Raw genomic sequence first — 18,049 nt, 5'->3', positions numbered from 1 at the left:
TATGGGAGAGACCGTTTCTTGACGGCGAAACCCGTCTGGGCAACCATATCAGGGCATCCGGAATACCGGATGCTCCAAGACCTGATGCTTCAAGCCGCCAAAGCTTCCCGACATAGGACGTTGTCGGTCAGGATCGTGTGGATTCGGTACGGAACCACCTCCAGCAGGTGTTCCAGGAACTCCCACGCGGTTCGTCGGTCGGCTTTCTCGATAAGCTGGGCGACCGCGAACTTGCTGGTTCGATCGATGGCAACGAAGAGATAGAGCTTGCCCTCGGCGGTCTGCACCTCGGCAATGTCGATGTGAAAGAACCCGATGGGATAGCGTTTGAACCGCTGCCGCTTGGGTTTGTCCCCTTCGACATCCGGCAGCCGCGAGATCCCATGCCGCTGAAGACAGCGATGCAGCGACGATCGTGTCAGGTGCGGGATCGACGGCTGGAGGGCATAGAGACAGTCATCCAGCGGCAGCAGCGTGTGCCTTCGGAAAGCGACAACCATCGCCTCCTCGGTATCGCTGAGAACAGTGGAGCGAGGATCCCTCGGCCCCGTCTTGCGATCTTCCACCGTCTCGCGCTTTCGCCACTTCGCGACGGTCTTCGGATTGATGCCAAGCTCCCGGCTTAGCGCCGCGGTCGAAGCTTGCGATCGCTGTATTGCTGCTCGGATGGCGTGCGTGGTCGTGGCGCTGCCGTGACGTACCTGTCCCATAGGGCTTCCTTCCATTCCAGCGAATGGATCGCACCATCAAACCGTGGGATCAAACACCTAGGGCCCGACGAGATATTTCTTGAGCGGTGGGGTCTGGGACCCGTCCCTGGCAGTGAATGTCAGGTTCTCGAGATCCTGATTGATCGCCCGCTCGAGCGGCCGTGGTTCCATCACTGGCGGGGTGAGACCGCAATTGAAGAACTCGGGAATGTTCAGGTTGTAGTAGACGGAATCGTCACCGCCGGCCTGCCAGTTGGGAAAGCTGAAGAGTTCACGCGCTGCACGGACGAGCTCAATGGGAAATGGCTCCTTCGCCTTCGAAAGCGGCATGGTCATCTCCGTAATAGGCGTGATTACCGGGGCACTTGCGGCCTGTGCCGAGGCGCGCCCCGGTGCCGTCCCGAGGATTCCTGCCGCCGTGACCGCGGCGCCTGCGGCGGCCGTGCCCGCGAAGAATCCACGGCGGCTCATCTGGTGATCGAATTTCGGGGTCGTGGTACGGTCTTTCATGTCTGACAGCCCTTTGGTTTGTGGCGTAGGAGGCAGTCATGGCGAATTGGCAGATGTCGGTGCGGCGGCCGGATCCAACGACCTGCGTAGCAAGTTGCCTCCTCGACCAGTTCAAAATCTTCGTTGGAATCCGGACCGACCATCGCAACGATTTTGATCTCGCGAGAAAACGGATCATCTTGCACATGGTTTCTCACCCGGCTCACGTGCCGTGCTATGCGAAACGCGCCTCCGACTCTACCACATCGCGGAATGCGTTAATGTGCCGTGTGCGCCGCGTCGTATCGAAATTTGGCGTGTTGGGCACAGCCTGAAACCACTTGGCCGGCACAGGAGGAGATATCATGGCAGCAGGCTCCGGGCCGAGGTTCACGCGCGCGGTGCTTCTGCAGCAACTCGCCAACCCCTTTGTCGAGCGCGGTGGCGACATCTACGCCATCCTTGAACGGAACAGAATCCCGCCGGATGCCCTCTTCGACCCAGCGTGGCCCGTCGAGGCGTCGGCCTGTTACGCGGCATTCGAAGACATGGCGTTCGCCCTGAACGATCCATTCTTCGCGTCAAAAGTGGCCAAAGAAGCCGCCCGGAGGGGCGAGCCGATCCTGCGCACCTCCGCCCGCACCGCAATCACGCTGGGCGATTTCCTGACCGGTTCAATCCTCGAAACCGCGAACCAATTCGACAACGTCGTCTATGGCCTCCGGGTCGGCCCCACGGCCGCCGTCTGCGAGGTCAGGCGGATGTTGGATCCCGAGCGACCAACGCCTCTAGCCGATGCCATTGGCGTCGTCTTCTACACGACAGTTCTCTCGGAGTGTCTCGGCCCGGCCCTTGATGCGGACAGACTGCTCGTTGCTGCTCCCTCCTTCGACGGAGTTCCGCGCGATTTCCTTCCTTCCAGTGCGATGCTCCGGTCAAAGCAACCCGCGCTGTCCCTGACTTTCCCCCCATCCTGGCTGAGGGTCCAGTTCCGGTCCTGCGGGCGGAGAGACGTCTCCGACAAAGAGGGCGACAATACGCCGGAAACAGCCCATGCCCCGCTTTCCTTCATTCGCGAGGCCATTCGCAACGGCATGTCTTCTCCTGATTTCGGCCTCGAACAACTGGCCGCGTCCAGCAACACCACCCCCCGGCGCCTCCAGCGGTTTCTGTCGGCCAGCCGCAGTGATCGCATCCGGGACAGCGCTGCTTTCGCCCGCTCGCGCGAAGGGCCTGGCTCCGACGAAATCGATGCGCGGTGGGTCGAACAACTACCTCCCTGGCGCGCCCATCGTGGACCGGATCGGTGGCGGCGGTTTCTTTATGACTGGTACTGTGTGCCGCGCCGGTGATGGTACGCCTCTAGAGGGCATTCGCATCCAGATCTGGGCGCACACGACAGAAGGCTACGAGCGCGACCCGCGGAGCCATGGCGCAACGCTGACCGACAGAGATGGTGCATTCCAACTTGAGATGCCCCAGATCGTGCCGGCTTTCGGACAGCCGCACGGGCATCTTGCCTATGATAGTGGTGAATTCGAGACGGTGTTTCTACGCCCGGTTATGTCGAGTTCTCGTGACAAGAGCCTGAGAGCGGATTTTGTGCTGCAACCCGTGTGACCGTGGCCATCATTGGGGCGATCCTAATCTGGGGTGCGCTTGCTTGCGTAATCGTCGTGCCTTTGGTCGCGGCGGCGGGTAGCGAGTTCCTGCAATACCGTGGAGCTGTCTATATAGCGGCAGGATTCATAGCGGCAGGATTCGCCGGTGTAATCGCGCTGGCGCTCTTGCTGGTGCAGCCATTGCTGGCCTCAGGGCTCCTTCCCGGACTACCAATGTCAGTCGGGCGAAGGATCCATCGCTGGATAGGGGCGGGCCTGTTGCTCGCAATTTGTGTGCATGTTGCCGGCCTCTGGGTCACGAGTCCGCCTGACATGATCGACGCGCTGACTTTCACTGCGCCGACGGCGTTCTCGATGTTCGGCGTCGTGGCGATGTGGGCTTTGATCGCTTTGGCACTATTGGCTGCATTTCGGAAGAGACTGCGTTTGCGCCCGCAAGTCTGGCGGCTAGCTCATACTTCAGCTGCCGTCGTGGTAGTCATCGGAAGTGTGGCGCACGCGATCTTGATCGAGGGCACGATGGGCATCGTTTACAAAACCCTGATGTGCGCAGTTTTGGTCGGTGCACTCGCGCAGACGGTTCGACGGCTAAAGCCCTGGGTAGGGGTATGGAAAGTGCGGGCGACACGGGCGCGGCAGTGATCGTTCTGTCCGTTCAGCAGCCTTTACCAAAAATCGACTAATTTCCGCTCCGCGCAGGCTGCGGGCGCTTGTTTTGTAAGCCTCCGAAGAGGGCCGCGGTCAGGCGGCCCTGACTTCCGGAGTGGCGGGTTTCCACGCCGAGGGCAGCAATTCCGGCAGCCGCGAGACCGGCAGGTCGGAGATCCGGGCGATGATGTCGGCGAGCTAGGCCTGCGGGTCGATGCCGTTCAGCTTCGCGGTGCCGATCAGGGAGCTCATGAAGGCGGCCCGTTCGTGATGAGATAAATCCAGCCCCAGCCAGGCAATCTCCCTCTTGCGACCCGCAGCACTGCGAACGGCCTGACAAGGGTTGTCCCTGCAAGTGACGGTATCGGCTGACCAGCTTGCCAGTGGCATCCTTTGATGTTCCGGAAGCCTTGTTCATCTGCTCTCCTTGGTGGCTTCGATGAACCAGAACCCTCCGTCGCTCAAACCCTTGATTCTTTCCACAGTGTGCTGACGTCAGACAACGGAAAACCTGTCGGTGGAATCCAGCGCACCCGGCCGATCCTGTGGCCGGTCGCACGCGCCGGCAAAAACACCGATCGCGGAGAAACGGCTTCTCTTGTTCAGCGCCGGCGTTGGATTCTTTGGGGAAGGCGTTGACACTAATTGCGCGTTCTTGCCATTTAGCATCCACGTTCGACATTTCGAATGATGCAGGGAGAAGATCTGAGCCATGGCCGATTTCGACGCGGTCGTGATCGGCGCCGGTGCCGTCGGGCTTGCATGCGCCGCGCGGCTTGCCGATGGTGGTCGTTCGGTTCTCGTTCTGGAGGCCGCGGCACACCCGGGCGAGGGGATCTCCTCACGCAACAGCGAGGTGATTCACGCCGGCCTCTACTACCCTACCGGCAGCCTCAAGCATGAGCTCTGCGTCGCCGGACGGCGGCTCCTCTACGAGTATCTCGGGTCGCGCGGCATCGCCTTCCGAAAATGCGGTAAGATCGTCGTGGCGACCGGCGCGGACGAGGTATCGAAGATCGAGGAGCTGAAGGCGCGCGGGGAGGCCAACGGCGTCGAAGGTCTGCGGCTGTTGTCGGCAGCGGAGGTGACGTTTCTGGAGCCCGCGGTGGCGTCGCATGGCGGCCTGCTTTCGCCCGAGACCGGGATCTTCGACAGCCACCAGTTCTTTCTGGCGCTGATTGCCGGGATTGAAGGGCAGGGGGGGCATGTCGCCCTGCGCACGCCCTTCGAGCGGGCTGAACCGACGGCCGAGGGCTTCGCCATCCGCACCGGCGGATCGGATCCAACGGAGATCTCGGCCACCTGCCTGGTCAATAGCGCCGGTCTTGCCGCCCCGCGCGTTGCCCGTTGCATTGCCGGCGTGCCGCCCGACGCAATCCCCGCCTACCGTCTGGCCAAGGGCAACTACTACCGCCTTATCGGCCGGGCACCATTCTCCCGGCTGATCTATCCCGCACCGGTCGATGGCGGGCTCGGCGTGCACGCCACGATCGACATTGCCGGCAATCTCCGCTTCGGCCCGGATGTTGAATGGCTGCCCGAGGGTCTGCTGGAAACCCACGTCGACTATCATGTCCACCCGGAGCGCGGAACGGGTTTCTACGACGCGGTCCGCCGCTACTGGCCCGGATTGCCGGACAATGCACTTGCCCCGGACTATTCCGGCTGCCGCCCGAAGCTCTCGGGCCCTGGCGCCCCGGCTGCTGATTTCGATATCCGCGTCGAGGCACTTCCGGGCCTCGTGAACCTTTACGGCATCGAAAGTCCCGGGCTAACAGCAGCGCTCGCAATCGCTGAGCTGGTTGCCCGGGATCTGGGTCACAGCCCGTCTTCGATCATTCATTTGCGCAGCGTCTCGCGCGACACCTCCCATCCGTGACGCGCTTCAAGCTGTTCTGCCGAGAGCGTCGGGCCGATTTCCACATAGGTCTCGCGCACCAGATTGAGTGCACGGATCTTAGGGGCATCTTAAAAAGATTGTTCGGCGGCGTACCACGCGCCTTGTGAGGAATGCCGGGTGATATCGATTGAAACCCAGGTGACTCTTTCACACGGCGGTATCGAACCAGACGAGTAAGTGCTCTGCGCCGTTGCGGGACATTGGCAATAACCCTGCATACCCAGCAAACCCGGTCTCGGACTCATCGTCGTTGTGGTACGTCAAGTCGCTCGATTTCGCCAACCAGACCGAATAGCCGTTCGCCGATCTGGCGCCTCTGACTGCCGCAACTTACACAGAAAAAGAGCATGGACGAAGCCGCTCGCGCGGCAGGGGCGCCTGTGGCGGGCGTATCGCGCTGATCTGACCGTCACGCTTCGCTGATGGGTCCATTGGACTGACGATTGGGGTCTTCTCAATCGTCAGACAGGAGGTTCCCACGGCAGAGGAAAAAACCACGCCGCAGCGCGACCGGATGGTCGAGGACATGCGCAGGAAGCGGCCACATTTCTCTTCGACTGATATGGACTTTGCCGTGACGCGAGTCGCTATTCGGATCACGGCCTGTTCGCGCATCTCGGTGCGGGTCCTTTACCCGACGGTAGAGGCGCATAGACGCTCATCCGATTGCTATGAGCAGTGCCATGACAGCGAAGAAGTCGGTGATCGGTCGGTTCATGCAGTATTCCCTCACCGGTGGATCAGATTGGTTGCGGTTTTCGTCATCCCACGACGCAGCGAGTCCACTTTGCCACGTTCAACCAGTTTCCTCTGACCGTGCCACGGCCGAAAAAAGGAAAACGGCCGCACCTTGGGGCCAGGACGCGGCCGTACAACTAAAATGGCCCAACGCCAGCTCGTCGCTGGATTTGCCCGGCGGTGGCCAGTGGGGTCAGAGATTGGTCCGGAAGCGCCAGTTGCTGAAGGTTTCCGCCGCGCCCGCCACTTCAGGAAGGGCAGCGGCGATCCTGTCGAGAAATGTCGACGCATCGGTCTCAGTCAGCACTCGCCGGATCTGTGCCGCTTCATCCTGTATCAAGACGTCGAGAACACTCGCCTCTGCATCGGCAAGCGGCTCAAGCGCCGAGGTGGCTATGGCGAAGAGCGCCGAGAGGCCGGCTTCTGCGAGCAGCAGTTCGCTCGGCCCGTCCGGTTCCGAGGGATCGGCGACGCCGAGCGCGGCTATCGCCTCGGCAACGTCCATGCCTTCCGGGCCAATCACGAGACTCCCGACCGGCTTGTCCTGGATGCCCGTGAAGGTGAGCTTGATAAACCTGGGCATCGCCAGTCTCCTCTGCTTTGCCCCGGCCGGCAGGCCAAGACAGGCCGCGACGACACCGAGGACGAACGCCCGCCGCCGGACCCCAACTGGCCGAGTCATCCGAGCCTGAAGGACCATCCCATATCCTTGAAATCGGCCTTCGTGCCCGGCAGATCCTTGAGCCCGAATCCGTTCTGCATCAGCTTCAGGTGGTTCTTACGCTCGGCCGCGTTCGCCTTGCGCGCGGGGACGTGGGTGAGCTTGTCGTCAGTCCCTTTGTCGAAGCCCCAGACATAGGTGTCGAGCAGCGTCACGCGCTTTTCCGTGTAGACGGCAATGGACAGCATCGCGCGCCATTCAGTCTTGCCGAGCGCAACCGACGGTGCGTTGCGGAATGGCGCATCGACGAATTCCTTGCGGCGCTTAGACTTCGCCGTGAGCTCGGCATCGGTGAAATAAAACGGCAGGTTGTCATCTGGCGGCGAGGCGGGATCAATAACGAATCTGGGCTTGCCGTAGGGCGCCCCTCCGAAGGGCTGGTTGTGGCGATCCACGGTTTGCGCCCAGCGGAGTTGCTTGCCTTCGCGCCCGGTGCGGGAGGCGACGAAGACGATGCCGTTCCGACTCGGGTGCTTGGTCATTGTGGTCTTGAGTATTGTCCAGCCGATGGGGATCTGGATCACGTCGCCGACCTGGATCTTTCGTGGCTCACCGCGCTTTGCCCTCAGAGCGGCGTTCTTCGCGTCGTCCCAGATCTTTGTCCAATCCCCACCCGGGAACCCGTAGGCCTCTGCGTGTCCCCACAAGGTCTCGCCCTTCTTGAAGGCGACGTCCTCGTAATGCATCTCATGCCTCGAAGATTTGCTGAAGTAAGGTATCACTTGCCGAAGACTGCCGCCACGTCAAAAATGGCGCATATCCGAGCAGTCGCGTGATGCGGCTCGCGGACTGCCCGGCCCCAATCGCGTTGATGTCGACGTACGGAGCCTGTGCGATCACGTGCGTCGGCGGGAAACATCGCGATATATCGTTGGCGTCGCGCCAAGGGACGCACCATCTTGACTGCTGCCGATTCATTTGTTACCTGTTCACTAAACAGGGGATAGTTGGGCATGACCGGCGAGGATCTGAAGTTCGGCGCATTCGTCCGCCGCGAACGGGAAGCAAGGGAGATTGGCTTGCGCGAGATGGCCAAGAAGATCGGGGTGAGCCCGACCTACCTCTCGAAGGTCGAGCGCGAGGAGTTCACCCCGCCGACCGAGGAAAAAGTCCGCGCGATCGCGCAGATCATCGAGTGCGACGTCGACGAGCTGCTGGCCCTCGCGGGACGTATGCCGGCCGACCTGGCCGATATCATCAAGCGCGCGCCCGTCGAGGTGTCGGCGCTTCTCCGGACGACCAGAGGCATGACCCGCGACGAGATCGCCCGGTTGGCAGAGGAAGCAAAGAAGGCCAGGGGTGAGTAAACAATCAGGGCGCGACCCCGCTGATGCAGATGAAGGAGAAAAGATGAGTCGACACGTTCCCTACCTTGCCGAAGAGGCCATCGAGCGCGACGCCGCCGCATTGCTTGCCGAGTTTGAGCATGTGCGGAGCGTGGTCCCTGCGCCGCCGATTCCGATCGAGGATATCGTCGAGAAACACCTCAAGCTTCGGATCGAGTTCGGCGACCTTCACGCCCGCCATAACGTGCCGCGACCGGACAATGGGCAGACCGACATTCTCGGCGCAATCTATGGCGACGGCAGCATCTTCATCGACCAAAGCCTCGACCCTGAGGAAAACCCGGCGCTGGATGCCAGCACTCCGCGTGAAATCACGCTGTCGCTTGACGACTTTCCGGAACCGGCGGATCTCTGGACCCGGTTTCGCGCCTGGAAGGGCCTCGATGGCGAAGCGGAGCAGATTATGCTCCAGGATTACTACGACGACGGAAGCGGCAAGACGCCTCGCTACTACCAGGTCAACGCAGTCAATGCCGCGATCGAGGCCATCGCCAAGGGGCAGGATCGCGTCCTGCTGGTCATGGCGACGGGAACCGGCAAGACATACACAGCGTTCCAGATCATCTGGCGCCTCTGGAAGGCTGGCCGGAAGAAACGTATCCTGTTCCTCGCCGACCGCAACGTCCTCATCGACCAGACGATGGTCAACGACTTCCGCCCCTTCGGCGGAACGATGGCCAAGCTGTCGACCAACGCCAAGACCATCGAGCGGCAGGACGGCAGCACCGAGGACCTGACCCCCGCGCTCGACAGGAAGCGCCGCATCGACACCGCCTACGAGGTCTATCTCGGTCTCTATCAGGCCATCACCGGGCCGGAGGAACGGCAAAAGCTGTTCCGCGAGTTTTCGCCCGGTTTCTTCGATCTCATCGTGATCGACGAATGTCACCGGGGCAGCGCCGCCGAGGACTCGGCCTGGCGCGAGATCCTCGAATACTTCTCGTCCGCTACTCAGATTGGCATGACCGCGACGCCGAAGGAGACGAAATACCTCTCCAATATCGCCTATTTCGGCGAGGCGATCGCCCGGCTCCAGGCCGAGCACACCCGACTCGGCGAGAGGATCAGTGCGATGTATGTCGACAAGCTCGACGGGAAGATGAGCAGCGAGTTCTTCGAGGAGATGTCGGGCAAGTGGCGCGAGGAGCAGCGGCGCCTGCAACGTGACATCGAGCGGCACGAGGAAGCCGAGCAGTCTTACATGGAAGAGGGCCTTAGGATTCTCGATCTGGCCCGGAACGCTCAGGCCCTGTTCGAACGCCAGCCCGCTCGCGATAAGCGGCGGCTCCTGAACTTCGTGCTATCGAACTGCACATGGGAGGAGGGCGAGGTGATAGCCACCTTCCGCCAACCATTTGATATGTTGGCGGAAACGACTACAGCCGCGGCACGCATAACGGCAGGCAAGCAGCCGAACTCTGCGAAAAATGACATTTGGCTGGGGTGGTAGGATTCCCTGTAAGCCTATGTTCCCGATAGTTACCCCTCTCCCTCCAGCCGACCTGGGGCATAAACTGGGGCAGTTTGGGGACGAGTGAGCCTGGGACCCGGTCTGGTGGACCCTGGAGGAGGGGAGTGGTGGAGCGGCTTCGTCCATGCGGGAATAGCCGTCGATCATCGTCGGCGCGCAGGTCTCATGCACTCTGCTCGCCTCATGCCGCGACTTGCCCAGAAAGATGGGCAGCAATCCGGTATCGTCTAAGGAAAGTCTGAAGAACCTTCGCCTCTGGGCGTGATCTGATAGGGTCTGTGTATCCGCGAGAGGAGCGCCGACGATGCCGAAACAGCCCGCCTTCCCGAGCATGACGCAGGCGATGAAGAAGAAGCGCACGCGGCGTGAGCAGTTCCTAACGGAGATGGACGCAGTGGTGCCGTGGCGTCGGCTTCTGGCGCTGATAGAACCGCACTATCCCAAGGCTAGGCCGAAGGGCGGGCGTCCGCCGATGCCATTGGAGACGATGCTGCGGGTCTATTTCCTGCAGCAGTGGTATGCGCTGAGCGACCCGAGAGACCTGTTCCTGTCGGCCATCTGCATCGCAGCCATCGTCATCCTCTGGCTGCCTAAGTGAGTCCTGACCCTAAGGACTGGCTTTCGTGGTGCCTTCAGAACGAGGCTGGCAAACCGGTGTGGGCTCCATTTCTTTATTCTCGGAGGAAGGGAACCGGGAAAAGCACCCTATGCCAGCTGGTCAGCCACTTGTTCGGGCAGGCAAACTCAAAAACCCAGAACAGCGTCGAGAAGCTCACCGGAAAGTTCAACTCTACGATGCTGCTTAGCAAGCTGATCATCTCGGAGGAACTGAAGCTCAAGCCGGACTCGTCGCAAGGGAACACGCTGAAGACCTACATTACTGAGGCAGTCACCACCTCAGAAGCCAAGGGGCGGGAGGTGCAGCAAGTTCGGCAATGCTGCTGTTTCCTGTTCACCTCTAACCACCTCCCTCTCTGGATCGAGGCTGACGACCGTCGTTACTATGTCATCGACGTGGATCATGATGGCCACGCCTCTGGCCCCCGAGCGAAGGAGTTCCAGGAGTTGGTCGGTCGGGTTCGTAACCATATGGAGGACGAAGAAAGTCTAGCCGCTCTCTATCACCGGCTCATGGATCGCCGGCAAGCAGGAGACTTCGACGCCACGAGTCTGAACCTCGCCACGGCGTCGAACCCGATCATGATGCGGATCCAGAATTCGTCCCGGCAGGTGGTCTTGGAGCAGCTTGAGGAGCACCTTGCCGAAATCAAGCAGTTCGCCGTTCCTCAGGAAGACCTGATCGAGTTCATCAAGCGGGACCTCGGAGGAAACGCAAACCAGCTACGCCACCTGATGTCTGAGCTTCGATGGCGGAATGAGAAGGTCAAGTGGGACGGGAAGGACTTTGCTCGGGCGATCTGGGTCCACCCCGACTACTGGGTCGATCGTGGTCACGTTCACGGTCCAGAGGGCTACAAGGCGAAGATCGGGGCCATGCCTGGAAGCACTTCCAGCATCGACGTGGAGTTCATCGATGCAGACTGATCGTCCGTATATCGAGCTCCGTGACGATGGCAGAGCATGGTTCGAGGACGTTCTGCAAAACAACTACGAGGAGGCCCTTGCGAGGGCCAACTCACTGCTGGACGAGGCCACCGTGGATGAGAACGGCTGCTACGTCACTCAGACGGTCGGTCCGCAGAAGTTTCGGTTTCTGGGTCGTCAGGAACGGGTGTATCGGTTCATCTTCTGCTTGTTCAACCACTACGCCGCCAACAGCGCTGAGGTGATCCGTCACCGGTGCAATAACCGACGATGTATCAACCCCGACCACATGCAGCTGGGGGACCGGCGGGAGAACCACTGGGACGATGTGGGCTTCCGGGCGAACGGGGTGGACTACGGGCTACTCTGACGGGGCGGTGGCTATACCTCGCCAGACTGCCTAAACCTCGGCACCCGTCGTGCCCGTTCCACTGTAAACGGGTGTCGCGGGTGTCGGGGCATCTTCCGGGGCACTTTCTGCCTCTCCGGTGCTCCCGGTGGTCTTGACCTCTTGTCGCTGGATCTACTGGCTGGGGTGGTAGGATTCGAACCTACGATACACGGTACCAAAAACCGCTGCCTTACCACTTGGCTACACCCCAGCAGCGGAGCGGTTCTTACTTGCTGCCGGTGGTCGCCGCAAGCCCTCCTGCAAAAATTTCCGGGCTCCGGGAAACGCCGGTCAGAGGCGCACGGGGCTGGCCTTCGCGATCCGGTCGATCGATGCGAGAACGCCGAGCAACTCGGGCATCTCGTCCAACGGAATCATGTTCGGACCGTCCGAGGGCGCGGTTTCGGGGGCCTCGTGGGTTTCGATGAAGACCGCGGCAACGCCGAGAGCGGTTGCAGCGCGCGCCATCACCGGGGCGAATTCACGCTGTCCGCCGCTGGCGCCACCCAGGCCGCCGGGCTGCTGGACGGCATGGGTGGCGTCCATAACCACAGGGTACCCGGTCGACATCATCTGCGGCAGGCTGCGCATGTCGGCCACAAGCGCGTTGTAGCCGAAGGAGCTGCCGCGCTCGGTCAGGAGAATGCGGCGATTGCCGGTCGAGGCGATCTTTTCCGCCACGTGCTCCATGTCCCAGGGGGCAAGGAACTGACCTTTCTTGACGTTAATCGCCGCGCCGGTCTCGCCGGCGGCGAGCAGCAAGTCGGTCTGGCGGCAGAGGAAGGCGGGGATCTGCAGGATGTCGACGGCCTCGGCGGCTTGCGCGCACTGCTCGGGGGCATGGACATCGGTCAGCACCGGGCAGCCGGTGCGGGAGCGCACCTCCGCGAGCATCTCGAGCCCGGCCTCGATGCCGGGGCCGCGGCGGCCTTCGAGCGACGTCCGGTTCGCCTTGTCGAAGGACGCCTTGAAGACGAAGCCGAGCCCGGCCTCGTCGCAGGCCGCCGCCAGCGTCGACGCGATCATCAGCGCATGGTTGCGCGTCTGAAGCTGGCAGGGTCCGGCGATCAGGGTGAGCGGACGGTCGTTGCCGATCGTCAGGTTGCCGACGGTCACGTCGATCATGGGGGCCTCCGTCAGGACGTTATCTGTTCGCGTAGCACCGAAGCGGTCTGCGAGATCATGAGATAGATACCTGCAAAGATCAGGAATGCCAGCAGCGTGTTCCCGAAGGCGCGCGGATAGGTCGGCTCGTCGGGCGCCACCGGGCGCACCCCGATGGCCATGTAACGCACCTGCCGGTTCGCCTCGATCCGTACCAGTTCGAGTTGCCGGGCGGCCTGCTGCAACAGCAATTGACGGGTCGCCAGCTCTTCTTCTGCGATCCGGAACTGGCGGGAGATTGGCGCCGGCGAAACTTCGCCGTTGTTGCTCTCGCTCATCGAGGCGCGGAGCTGGGCGATCAGCCTCTGCAGTCGGGCGATGTTTCCCTCCACACCGCGGATCCGATCCATCAGGTTATCCACCAACTCCCCGGCATAGCGGAACAGCGCTTCCGAGACCTCCTGGCTGACCTCAGGGTCGGCATCCACGATCTCCCTCTTCAGGATGCCTTGGGAAGGATCGTAGCCCACCGTCACGTTGCTTTTGTAGTGCCGGTAGGTGTTCTCGTTGCCGGCGTTGGCGGGGAGGCGCTGGACTGCGTCGTCCCACGTCCGGCAACGCCGTCCCGCTCAGGCGATCGCGCCCCAGGCGAGGCCGGCCGCCAGCGCGCCGAACATGGCGAAGCCGAGATAGCCGGCGAAGACCCGCGGCTTGACCAGCGCCCAGACCGCCACCGCCGCGGGGATGCAACTCACGCCACCGGCCAGCGCGAAGGACATCGCGGCGCCGTCCGCCATGCCCTGCTTCAGCAGCGCGTCGATCAGCGGCACAGCGGCATAGCCGTTGAGATAGGCCGGCGCTCCGACGAGGGCGCCGAGCAGGATCGGCTGCAGACCTTCGCCGCCGAGCAGGCCGGCGATCGCCTCGGCGGGGACGTATTCCAGCATCAGCGCCTCGATCAGATAGGCCAGCAACAGCCATTTGAGGAGGAAAGGGCCGTTCTCGCGTATCGACTCCCGGAAGGCTTCACGGCGCTCCGGATCGGGCCAGAACCTCCAGACCGGCGTGCCCGAAAACGGCGCCCGCGTCCCGCAGCCGCAGCCGGACCCGCAGCCGCCGGAGGGCGTCCGCTTGCGTAGCGGGTCGATGAAGACCGGGCTCTGCGAGAACGCCCACACGCCGAAACCACCGAAGAGGCCGAGCCCGACGGCTGCGACGGTCTTGGCTACGGCGAAATCCCATCCGAGCGTGCCGGAGGTAATGAGGAACATCGCCGGATCCATCAGCGGCGACGCGAGCCAGAAGGCCATCACCGCCGAGAGCGGCGCGCCGAGGGCAAGCATTGCGGCGATGAAAGGGATGACCTCGCAGGAGCAGAAGGGCGATAGCCCACCGGCGGCGGCGGCGAGGAAGATCATGCGGATCTCGTTTCCCTCGAAGGCGCGGGCCAGCAGGGATTCCGCGCCAGTCGCCTTCATGAGCGCCACGGCGAGCACGGCAAAGATGATAAAGGGCGCTGTATGGCCGAGCGCGGCGAGGCCGAATGTGAGGACTGGCAGCGCCTGAGGCGGATCGATAACGACAACAGCGAGCGGCAGGAGGGCGATGAACAGCCACACCTTGTCTATCCTGCGCCAGAGGTCCGGCGGCCTTTGCGGGGTTTGGGTGGTATCACTCATGGGCCGGGCTTTCGATCCGGGCTGCGCAGTCGGCGCAGCATTCGGAGAGCAGGAAGTCGCAGAGCGCCTGGATCTCGTCGAAATCCGGAGCGGCGCAGATCACGCTGCGCCCTCTCTTGGTCTGGCGCAAAAGGCCCGCCTGCGACAGGATCCGGACATGATGGGTCAGCGTCGAGCCGCTGACGCCGGCGCGTGCGCCGAGCTCGCCGATGGAGAGCCCGGCATCACCCGCGCGCACCAGCGTGCGGAGCACGGTAAGCCGCTGCTCGGAGCCAAGCGCGGCGAATGTGGAGGCCGCATTCTCGAGCGGCATGGGGCAGGGGGTTTGAGTGTTCATGACAATATGATTCGATATTTCTAGAAATTTCGCAATAATATTTTTTTATTGTTTTGAAATGGCTTGAGAACAAGGAGCTGCGACGATTCCACCGGAGGACCTCACCAACCGCATCGCGGCCTGCCGTCTCTGCGCCAACAGATTCGCCGCGACAGAGACGGCGCACGCCCCTCGGCCGGTGGTCTGGTTCCGCCCCGGCGCGCGGCTCCTGATCGCCGGGCAAGCGCCCGGCGCGCGGGTTCACGCTGCCGGCATCCCGTTCCACGATCCCTCGGGCGACCGGCTCAGGGACTGGCTCGGGCTCGACCGGGATACCTTCTACGACCGTAGCCGCGTTGCGATCATCCCGATGGCCTTCTGCTTTCCGGGCTACTCGAAGGGGGCGGACCTGCCACCGCCGAGGCTCTGCGCCGAAACCTGGCGTGCGGCGGCGCTCGAACATGCCGGACCCTTTCGCCTGACGATCCTGGTCGGCGGCCACGCCCAGAAATACCATCTCGGCCGGGCCGCCGCGGGCGGCGTGACCCGCACCGTCGCCGCCTGGCGCGACACAGCGCCCGCCGTCTTCCCCTTGCCCCACCCGTCCTGGCGCAATACGGCGTGGCTGAAACGCAACCCCTGGTTCGCGGCCGAACTGCTCCCGGCGCTGCGCAGGCGGGTGAAAGAGGTGATGGGATGAGCGACGAGACGACCGCGCTGGACGCGGCCCACGCGGCAATGGCGGCCGCGCCCGAGGACGGCGCGGCGCGGCTTCGGTTCTATGAGCGGCTGGCCGATTGCGAGCTGTTCCTGCTTCTGGAGCGGGACTCTGACGGTAAGAGCATCGAGGCGCAGCTTTTCCCGCTCGAGGGCGGACAGGTTGTGCTGGTCTTCGACCGCGAGGCGCGGCTCGGCGATTTCCTGGGCAGGCCCGCTCCCTATGCCGGCCTCTCCGGGCGCCAGGTGGTCAAGCTCCTCGCTGGACAGGGGATCGGCCTTGGCGTCAATCTCGGCGCCGTGTCCGAGATCGTTCTGCCCGCCGAGGCTGTCGACTGGCTGGCGGGCACGCTGGACCACCGCCCCGAGGAGACCGAGGAGCGCCCCGAGGAACTGAGCGCTCCGGGCGATCTGCCCGAACGGCTGCTGACCGGACTCGATACCAAGCTCGCCACCGCCGCAGGTCTGGCGCGGCTCGTCTACCTAGCGGGCGTGCGCTATGCGGGCGGCCGGCGGAGCCACCTCCTCGCCTTTATCGACGCCGCCCCAGGTGCAGAGCGCGCCCTTGCCGCGGCCGCCGGCGAGGCATTGACATTCTCGGGGCTCGAAGCGGGCGAGATGGACGTGGCCTTCTTCGCCGCCAGCGATCCGATCGCGGCGCGGCTCGCCCGTGTTGGCCTGCGCTTCGAACTCCCGGAGCCGCCGCGCGAGGAGATCACCGAAATCAAAGCGCCGGGGATGGACCCGGATGACCCGCCGATCCTGCGGTAATAGCGCATCGAGCACGCACGGCCGCCACCCCGCTTGACATCCCCGTCCGCAGGCGGTGTATCGGCGCGGACTATCGCATCCGCCGAAAGGGCCCCGATATGCACGCCTATCGCAGCACGACCTGCGCCGCTCTCACCCGCGACAACGTGGGCGACACGATCCGCCTCGCCGGCTGGGTCCACCGGATCCGCGACCATGGCGGCGTGCTGTTCATCGATCTGCGCGACCATTACGGGATCACCCAGCTCATCTGCGACCCCGACAGCCCGGTCTTCACCGCGGTCGAGAAGCTGCGCTCGGAATACTGCATCCGCATCGACGGCGAGGTGAAGGCGCGGGACGAGAGCCTCATCAACCCCAAGCTGCCGACGGGTGAGATCGAGGTCTATGTCCGTGATTTGGAGGTGCTGGGCGCCGCCGAGGAACTGCCGCTACAGGTCTTCGGCGATCAGGAATACCCGGAGGAAACCCGCCTGCGCTACCGCTTCCTCGACCTGCGCCGCGATGCGATGCAGGAGAACATGAAGCTGCGCTCCGACGTCGTCGCTTCGATGCGCCGGCGCATGTGGGACCAGGGATTCCGCGAATACCAGACGCCGATCATCACCGCCTCCTCGCCCGAAGGCGCGCGCGACTTTCTCGTGCCGTCGCGCCTGCATCCGGGCAAGTTCTACGCCCTGCCGCAGGCCCCGCAGCAGTTCAAGCAACTGATGATGGTCGCGGGCTTCGACCGCTACTTCCAGATCGCGCCCTGTTTCCGCGACGAGGACCCGCGCGCAGACCGCTCGCCGACCGATTTCTACCAGCTCGACATGGAGATGTCCTTTGCCACCCAGCAGGACGTCTTCGACACGATCCAGCCGGTGCTGGAGGGCGTGTTCGAGGAGTTCGGCAAGGGGGCGAAGGTCGACAAGCACTGGCCGCAGATCTCCTATCGTGACGCCGCGCTCTGGTACGGAACCGACAAGCCGGACCTGAGGAACCCGATCAAGATGCAGGACGTCTCGGAGCATTTCCGCGGCTCGGGCTTCGCGATCTTCGCCAAGCTGCTGGAGCAGGAGGGCACCCAGATCCGCGCCATCCCCGCCCCCACGGGCGGCAGCCGCAAGTTCTGCGACCGGATGAACAAGTTCGCGCAGGCCGAGGGCCTGCCGGGGATGGGGTATATCTTCTGGCGCGACGGCGAGGACGGCATGGAGGCCGCTGGTCCGCTTGCCAAGAACATCGGTCCAGAGCGCACCGAGGCGATCCGACAGCAGCTCGGCCTCGGCAAGGGCGATGCCGCCTTTTTCCTGGGCGGCAAGCCGCAGGCGTTCCAGCGCGTGGCCGGCAAGGCCCGCGACGTGATCGGCGCCGAACTCGGGCTCACGGACACGGATCGCTTCGCCTTCTGCTGGGTCGTCGACTTCCCGATCTACGAGAAGGACGAGGAGACCGGCGAGATCGATTTCGAGCACAACCCGTTCTCGATGCCGCAGGGCGGGCTTGAGGCGCTCGAGGGCGACCCGCTGGAGGTGCTGGGTTACCAGTATGACTGCTCCTGCAACGGCTACGAGATTCTGTCGGGCGCGATCCGGAACCACCGCCCAGAGATCATGTTCAAGGCGTTCGAGATCGCGGGTTATCCGAAGGAGGAGGTGATCAAGCGCTTCGGCGGCATGGTCAACGCCTTCAAATATGGTGCGCCGCCGCACGGTGGTTGCGCCGCGGGGATCGACCGGATCGTCATGCTGCTGGCCGACGAGGCGAATATCCGCGAGGTCATGCTGTTCCCGATGAACCAGCGCGCCGAGGACCTGATGATGGGGGCGCCAAGCGAACCCACCAACGAGCAGTTGCGCGAGCTGTCGCTCCGAGTGATCCCGCAGGAATAGATTTTCC

General features: G+C 63.2%; 16 protein-coding genes, 1 tRNA gene and 4 pseudogenes. 11 read left to right on the top strand and 10 right to left on the bottom strand.

Annotation, left to right across the window (positions count from 1 at the left end; all coding sequences use genetic code 11):
• Positions 1-119 precede the first annotated feature (119 nt).
• Positions 120-710 (bottom strand): annotated as a pseudogene (locus EU800_RS16240) (IS481 family transposase); the annotation flags it as partial.
• A gap of 57 nt (positions 711-767) precedes the next feature.
• Positions 768-1,220: a hypothetical protein gene (locus EU800_RS26920; protein ID WP_165354696.1), complete on the bottom strand. Its 453-nt coding sequence runs from the start codon at positions 1,218-1,220 to the stop codon at positions 768-770.
• Positions 1,221-2,384: 1,164 nt separating this feature from the next.
• Here EU800_RS26920 and EU800_RS27570 point away from each other — a divergent pair.
• Together EU800_RS27570 and EU800_RS16225 are read left to right on the top strand one after the other, a co-directional pair.
• Positions 2,385-2,819: a twin-arginine translocation pathway signal gene (locus EU800_RS27570; protein ID WP_129634076.1), complete on the top strand. Its 435-nt coding sequence runs from the start codon at positions 2,385-2,387 to the stop codon at positions 2,817-2,819.
• Complete coding sequence (locus EU800_RS16225; RefSeq protein WP_371685640.1) at positions 2,816-3,463, top strand: ferric reductase-like transmembrane domain-containing protein; 648 nt, start codon at positions 2,816-2,818, stop codon at positions 3,461-3,463. Before EU800_RS27570 ends, EU800_RS16225 begins: the two co-directional genes overlap by 4 nt.
• Positions 3,464-3,562: 99 nt before the next feature.
• On the opposite strand, the pseudogene EU800_RS16220 reads toward EU800_RS16225, so the two are convergent.
• Positions 3,563-3,736 (bottom strand): annotated as a pseudogene (locus EU800_RS16220) (transposase domain-containing protein); the annotation flags it as partial.
• A gap of 445 nt (positions 3,737-4,181) precedes the next feature.
• Between EU800_RS16220 and EU800_RS16215 the strand changes: the two are divergent.
• Complete coding sequence (locus tag EU800_RS16215) at positions 4,182-5,348, top strand: NAD(P)/FAD-dependent oxidoreductase (protein WP_129634075.1); 1,167 nt, start codon at positions 4,182-4,184, stop codon at positions 5,346-5,348.
• Positions 5,349-6,300: 952 nt separating this feature from the next.
• On the opposite strand, the gene EU800_RS16205 is transcribed toward EU800_RS16215, so the two are convergent.
• The gene (locus tag EU800_RS16205; protein WP_129634074.1) at positions 6,301-6,690 is read right to left on the bottom strand and encodes a hypothetical protein; all 390 of its coding nucleotides are present in this window, start codon (positions 6,688-6,690) and stop codon (positions 6,301-6,303) included.
• A gap of 95 nt (positions 6,691-6,785) precedes the next feature.
• On the bottom strand, positions 6,786-7,514 hold the full coding sequence (locus EU800_RS16200) for a hypothetical protein (RefSeq protein ID WP_129634073.1): 729 nt from the start codon (positions 7,512-7,514) through the stop codon (positions 6,786-6,788).
• Positions 7,515-7,781: 267 nt separating this feature from the next.
• Between EU800_RS16200 and EU800_RS16195 the strand changes: the two genes are divergently transcribed.
• The 5 genes and pseudogenes from EU800_RS16195 (at position 7,782) to EU800_RS16175 (ending at position 11,560) form a co-directional block, all read left to right on the top strand.
• Positions 7,782-8,135, top strand: coding sequence for a helix-turn-helix domain-containing protein (locus tag EU800_RS16195; RefSeq protein WP_129634072.1), 354 nt, complete (start codon positions 7,782-7,784; stop codon positions 8,133-8,135).
• A gap of 271 nt (positions 8,136-8,406) precedes the next feature.
• Positions 8,407-9,198: pseudogene (locus EU800_RS29115) on the top strand (DEAD/DEAH box helicase family protein); the annotation flags it as partial.
• A gap of 751 nt (positions 9,199-9,949) precedes the next feature.
• A pseudogene (locus EU800_RS16185) lies at positions 9,950-10,180 on the top strand (transposase); the annotation flags it as partial.
• Between the two features lie 59 nt (positions 10,181-10,239).
• The gene (locus EU800_RS16180) at positions 10,240-11,190 is read left to right on the top strand and encodes a primase-helicase family protein (protein ID WP_371685639.1); all 951 of its coding nucleotides are present in this window, start codon (positions 10,240-10,242) and stop codon (positions 11,188-11,190) included.
• Complete coding sequence (locus EU800_RS16175) at positions 11,180-11,560, top strand: HNH endonuclease (RefSeq protein WP_129634070.1); 381 nt, start codon at positions 11,180-11,182, stop codon at positions 11,558-11,560. The genes EU800_RS16180 and EU800_RS16175 overlap by 11 nt, the downstream gene beginning before the upstream one ends.
• 157 nt (positions 11,561-11,717) lie before the next feature.
• On the opposite strand, the gene EU800_RS16170 is transcribed toward EU800_RS16175, so the two are convergent.
• The 5 genes from EU800_RS16170 to EU800_RS16150 all read right to left on the bottom strand — a co-directional run bounded on the left by EU800_RS16170 (position 11,718) and on the right by EU800_RS16150 (position 14,701).
• A tRNA-Gln gene (locus EU800_RS16170) sits at positions 11,718-11,792 on the bottom strand.
• An 80-nt stretch (positions 11,793-11,872) separates the two neighbouring features.
• On the bottom strand, positions 11,873-12,706 hold the full coding sequence (kdsA, locus tag EU800_RS16165) for a 3-deoxy-8-phosphooctulonate synthase (protein ID WP_129634069.1): 834 nt from the start codon (positions 12,704-12,706) through the stop codon (positions 11,873-11,875).
• Positions 12,707-12,717: 11 nt separating this feature from the next.
• The gene (locus EU800_RS16160) at positions 12,718-13,215 is read right to left on the bottom strand and encodes a hypothetical protein (protein WP_129634068.1); all 498 of its coding nucleotides are present in this window, start codon (positions 13,213-13,215) and stop codon (positions 12,718-12,720) included.
• Positions 13,216-13,314: 99 nt separating this feature from the next.
• Positions 13,315-14,364 (bottom strand): permease, encoded by a 1,050-nt coding sequence (locus EU800_RS16155; protein ID WP_129634067.1) that lies wholly within the window; start codon positions 14,362-14,364, stop codon positions 13,315-13,317.
• Positions 14,357-14,701 carry a helix-turn-helix transcriptional regulator gene (locus EU800_RS16150; RefSeq protein ID WP_242500604.1) on the bottom strand — a complete coding sequence of 115 codons (345 nt, stop codon included), beginning with the start codon at positions 14,699-14,701 and terminating at the stop codon, positions 14,357-14,359. The genes EU800_RS16155 and EU800_RS16150 overlap by 8 nt, the downstream gene beginning before the upstream one ends.
• Before the next feature lie 85 nt (positions 14,702-14,786).
• Between EU800_RS16150 and EU800_RS16145 the strand changes: the two genes are divergently transcribed.
• The 3 genes from EU800_RS16145 to aspS all read left to right on the top strand — a co-directional run bounded on the left by EU800_RS16145 (position 14,787) and on the right by aspS (position 18,042).
• Positions 14,787-15,380: a uracil-DNA glycosylase family protein gene (locus EU800_RS16145; protein ID WP_129634066.1), complete on the top strand. Its 594-nt coding sequence runs from the start codon at positions 14,787-14,789 to the stop codon at positions 15,378-15,380.
• Positions 15,377-16,168, top strand: coding sequence for an SseB family protein (locus tag EU800_RS16140; RefSeq protein ID WP_129634065.1), 792 nt, complete (start codon positions 15,377-15,379; stop codon positions 16,166-16,168). The genes EU800_RS16145 and EU800_RS16140 overlap by 4 nt, the downstream gene beginning before the upstream one ends.
• Positions 16,169-16,266: 98 nt before the next feature.
• A complete protein-coding gene (gene aspS / locus EU800_RS16135) occupies positions 16,267-18,042 on the top strand; it encodes an aspartate--tRNA ligase (protein WP_129634064.1) in 1,776 nt (591 codons plus the stop codon).
• Positions 18,043-18,049: the final 7 nt, after the last annotated feature.

It is taken from the genome of Tropicimonas sp. IMCC6043 (genome assembly GCF_004146235.1).
Taxonomy (GTDB): domain Bacteria; phylum Pseudomonadota; class Alphaproteobacteria; order Rhodobacterales; family Rhodobacteraceae; genus Tropicimonas.
This window is presented reverse-complemented; position numbering and strand designations above follow the sequence as displayed.